The sequence below is a fragment of the Frankia tisae genome, from assembly GCF_025403405.1.
Lineage (GTDB): Bacteria > Actinomycetota > Actinomycetes > Frankiales > Frankiaceae > Frankia > Frankia tisai.
The window spans coordinates 1-3,968 of sequence record NZ_JANEZT010000492.1 but is presented as its reverse complement, the minus strand read 5'-3'; the positions used below and the strand labels follow the sequence as shown (position 1 = coordinate 3,968).

At 69.9% G+C, this 3,968-nt stretch carries 4 protein-coding genes; 1 reads left to right on the top strand and 3 read right to left on the bottom strand.

All coding sequences use genetic code 11. The features are described 5' to 3' along the window. The coding region (gene murI / locus NBZ85_RS28650; RefSeq protein ID WP_261563062.1) for a glutamate racemase at positions 1-799 on the bottom strand (799 nt) is incomplete at its 3' end. 929 nt (positions 800-1,728) lie between these two features. Here murI and NBZ85_RS28645 point away from each other — a divergent pair. Beyond that, entirely contained in the window at positions 1,729-2,238 is a 510-nt protein-coding gene (locus NBZ85_RS28645; RefSeq protein WP_261560375.1) for a hypothetical protein, read from the top strand. Positions 2,239-2,273: 35 nt separating this feature from the next. Here NBZ85_RS28645 and NBZ85_RS28640 read toward each other — a convergent pair whose 3' ends face one another. Both NBZ85_RS28640 and NBZ85_RS28635 read right to left on the bottom strand, forming a co-directional pair. Continuing rightward, entirely contained in the window at positions 2,274-2,702 is a 429-nt protein-coding gene (locus NBZ85_RS28640) for a DUF3307 domain-containing protein (RefSeq protein WP_261560376.1), read from the bottom strand. A 235-nt stretch (positions 2,703-2,937) separates the two neighbouring features. Continuing rightward, positions 2,938-3,798, bottom strand: a complete 861-nt coding sequence (locus tag NBZ85_RS28635) for an NAD(P)-dependent oxidoreductase (RefSeq protein ID WP_261560377.1) — start codon at positions 3,796-3,798, stop codon at positions 2,938-2,940. Positions 3,799-3,968 lie beyond the last annotated feature (170 nt).

Here is a 3,968-nt window from a genome sequence, read left to right as displayed (position 1 = left end):
CCCCGGACGTCACGGCCGAGACCTGGACAAGCTCGGGCCCGAGGAACCTGCGCCCCACCCGGGTGAACAGCGTTGGGTTACCCGTGGTCAGGAAACGATGACTGGGCGGTGGTAGCTCCGGATCCCGGAACAGTCGGTCGCGCGCGAGCACCCGGTAGGTGTCCTTCGCCGTCTCCTCGGCACTGCTCACCAGCGTCACGCCCTCTCCCATCACGAGGCTGATCACCCCGGTCAGCAGTGGGTAATGGGTGCATCCGAGTATTACCGTGTCAACGTCAGCTTCCTGCAACGGTGCGAGGTATGCCTCGGTCAGCCCGAGTAGCTGGCGCCCGGAGGTGATGCCCCGTTCGACGAAATCCACGAACGCGGGGCAGGCGATGCCGGTCAGGTCGACGCCCGCGGCGGCGGTGAAGGCATCGTCGTAGGCGCGGCTGCCGATCGTGGCGATCGTGCCGATGACGCCCACCCGGCCGCTGCGGGTGGCCGCCACCGCACGCCTGGTAGCCGGCATGATCACTTCGACGACCGGCACGCTGTAGCGTTCCCGGGCATCGCGCAGGCACGCGGCGCTGGCCGTGTTGCAGGCGATCACAAGCAACTTCACCCCCTCGTCGACAAGGCGATCAAGACACTCGAGGGCGTATCGGCGTACCTCGGCGATCGGGCGTGGTCCGTAGGGTGCCCGTTCGGTGTCGCCGAGATAGACCAACGGCTCATGTGGAAGCTGGTCCAAAATGGCGCGGGCCACCGTGAGACCGCCTACTCCGCTGTCGAACACCCCGACCGGCGCGCCGCTCATGAGCGATCAGACTAAGCCGGAATCCCGATGCTCACCCTGTGGGTGTCATCACGAAACCTTTGTCCAATACGGGACAGCATGCACGAGTCGCACTTCGTAGCGATCTGTCCGGCGGATCGAGTGGCTTCGCCGCGTGTCATACGTCGTTGCTACCCAGGCGACGGCCCCAGTGCGCTGGGCCCGGACGATGTGTGGCGGGGTCGACATCCCCCGGGCGGCCCCGCGGCCCCGGGAAATTTTCGATTTTCGGCCGGTCGGGCCGGGAATGATCTGGTGTGGCCCGATCGTCGTCCCGCAACGAAAGGTGCCCGACTGTCGGCGGCATACGGGTACAGGGACCTCAAACGGGGTGTACGCTAGAACTGCCTGTAATCGATCAGTGACTACAAGCTATCGAGCAGGTAGGTTAAAGACGCGGCTGAGGTGTCCGGGTCGTTCCCATCCGTCCCCGAACCGCGATGCCCCAGTCGCATCCTCTGAGCTCGGCGGCGTCCGGTCGGAGCATCCATGGTGATGTTCCGGCCGGCACCGTCGGGCCAGCGACTGTGCAGTCCGGTCATCGGCCTCGGAGCGTCCTCGCCCGGCTGCCTCGCGATGCAGGGGCCGATCCAGGGCGCCGCGCCGAATGGACACGATCCGTCCACGTTTTTGGATCGATAGTGGTTTCCTCGTTCTCTTCGTGCCCATATGATGACGAGATGCTGTAATTACCGCCGATGTGGACCGGGCGGGTCATCGAAAGCCAGCGGGAGATGCCGAGGCGTCACCGCGCACCGGCGGCCCTGATCGGGTGCCGTCCCCTCACCGCTGCGGTGCGGCCGTCGCCCGAGGACGGACGGAGCAAGCGGGATGATCACCGTCAAACCGCCCCCCAGGCTTGTCGGGTTGGCGTCGATCGAGGTCGTCGCAGCCTCGATGGCGATAGGAACATGCCTATGGCACGGTTCCTCGCCGCGGTCGCCGCGGGGATCGCCCTCCTGGTGGGAGGGCTGGTCACCCTGGCGCTCGTGCTCCCACCCGCGTACAGCTACCTGGTCCCGGTCGTCATCATCCTCGTCGTCGTGGGGGTAAACATCACTGCCTGGCTCGTGATCCCGCATGTTGTCGGCTCGGCGTTCGTCCCGACTCCCGGGGCCGCCGAGCGGTCGGCGTCCGCACACTCCGCCGGCGGCTCGTTTGGCTTCGCCCGTAGCGGGTTCGACTGGCCGGGCGCCGACCTCGCCGCCGAACCCACCGCGGAAGAATGGTCGTCGTCGTGGGACTACGCCGGTCGCGATGGCGCCGACGACGATCGATGGTCCGTGCCCGGCAGCGTTGACAAGGTGTCCTGGAGCATGGCAGGCGGCTCCGACCACGGATCAGGCGTTGTGAGCGGGCCAGGCGTCGTGAGCGGGTCGAGTGGGTCGGACGGATCCGGCGGCGCGGCGCCGAGCAGTTAGGAGCGACCGAGCGCCCCCGCGGGCCCTCGGCAGGTTCAGAGCAGGGTCGCGACCAGCGCCGCCAACCACAGCGACGCCGCGTGCAGGGACTGGTCGGCCAGGTACATGCCGTTCATCCCGTTCCTGGCGAGCTTGGCGAAGTTCCCGCCACCCGTCCTGGTCAGCAGCCAGCGCACGGCGGTCCGACGGTCCCACAACGCGTGGGTGAGCACCGAGATCAGCAGCCCGGCGCTGGCCCCTGACGCGGACAGCCGCAGGTCGAGCCCCACCACCGCCACCGCCACCATCACCACGACGACCGCGTGGTAGGCGGCCAGATGTCGTCCCAGCGCCGCCCAACCGGCTGGGCCCGGGGTCGTCTTCAACCGGGCCTGGGTATCGGTCTGGCCCAGCACGTGATCGGCGAGCTGATGTGCCGCGAACAGGGTCACCAGCAGGGCCGCGAAGGTGGCGGCCCTGGTCATGAGGCCGGGGCGGGACGGCGGGACGGTGCTGCGCTCATTGTCAGTTCCTGCTCTGCGCCCAGCGTCCGGGTGGGCCGGACGGGCCGCGGACGGCGGGTGCGAGTGCGCACCCGGCCTTGCGCGGGCCGACCGGGTGGACTCGTCGCCGTTCAGCTTGCGACCCCGCGAGCTGCCACACCGCATCCTGCGACGGCTTCTGGGCTCGTGCGTGGCGACCGGGGCCGCGCGAGCCGTCTCAGACGAGTCCGGCGCGGCGGCGGGCGGTCTCGGCCACCGCCGCCCAGTCCTGTTCTCCCTGGCCGTGCGCGAGCGCATCGATGAACGCGTCCCGCAGCACGCCACCGAAGGGCAGGGGAACGTTGCGTTCCTGGCCCGCGGCCAACGCCAGCTGGACGTCCTTGAACCCGAGCGGCAGGCGGAAGTTGACCGGCTCGTAGTTCCTCGCCCCGATCATGCCGCCGTAGCCGGCGAAGATCGGGCCGGTGAACAGGTTGTCGGTCACCACCTCGATGAACAGGGCCGGGTCCAGTCCGCCCGCCTCGATCACGGTCGTCGCCTCGGCCATCGCCTCGATGGAACAGGCGATCAGGTAGTTGCCGAGGATCTTGACTAGGTTGGCGTACGCCGGTGTCTCGCCGACGGTCCAGGTGCGCCGGCCGAGGACGTCGAACAGCGGCTGCACCTCGGCGATCGCCGCCGGGTCGCCGGCGGTCACAACGGTGAGGTTGCCCGCGGCGGCGGCCTCCGTCCGGCCGAACACCGGCGCGGCGAGGTAGCGCAGGCCCCGTTCGCCGTACTCGCGCGCGGCCCGCTCCGCCAGGGCGGTGCTGATCGTCGCCATGTTCACGTGCAGGGCGCCGGCGGGCGCCGCGGGGTCGAGCAGGCGTTCGGTCACGGCGTGGTCGTCGGCCAGCATGCTCAGCACGGTCCCGGTCGCGAACGCCTCCTCGATGCTCGCGGGGACGGCGCCGGCCGCGGCCAGCTCGTCGACGGGCCCGGGGGAGCGGTTCCAGACCAGCACCGTGTGGCCCGCGGCGACCAGGTTGCGGGCCATCGCCGCGCCCATCCCGCCCAGGCCGATGAATCCGATCCTCATGCGTCACGCTCCCGACCACGCTCACCCGCGCCGGCAGGTTCACCGCCCGCCGGCTGCGGCGAGGCGCGCCGGCACCGCCTACCCACCGCAGTCTGCCCCCTGCCGCGCGCACCCGCAGGCCCCGTTCGCCGTACTCGCGCGCGGCCCGCTCCGCCAGGGCGGTGCTGATC

Bases quoted from the DNA above. Each gene is read 5' to 3' on its own strand.
- NBZ85_RS28640 (WP_261560376.1), bottom strand. From the start codon at position 2,702: ATGACCAGGGCCGCCACCTTCGCGGCCCTGCTGGTGACCCTGTTCGCG.
- NBZ85_RS28635 (WP_261560377.1), bottom strand. From the start codon at position 3,798: ATGAGGATCGGATTCATCGGCCTGGGCGGGATGGGCGCGGCGATGGCC.
- NBZ85_RS28645 (WP_261560375.1), top strand. From the start codon at position 1,729: ATGCCTATGGCACGGTTCCTCGCCGCGGTCGCCGCGGGGATCGCCCTC.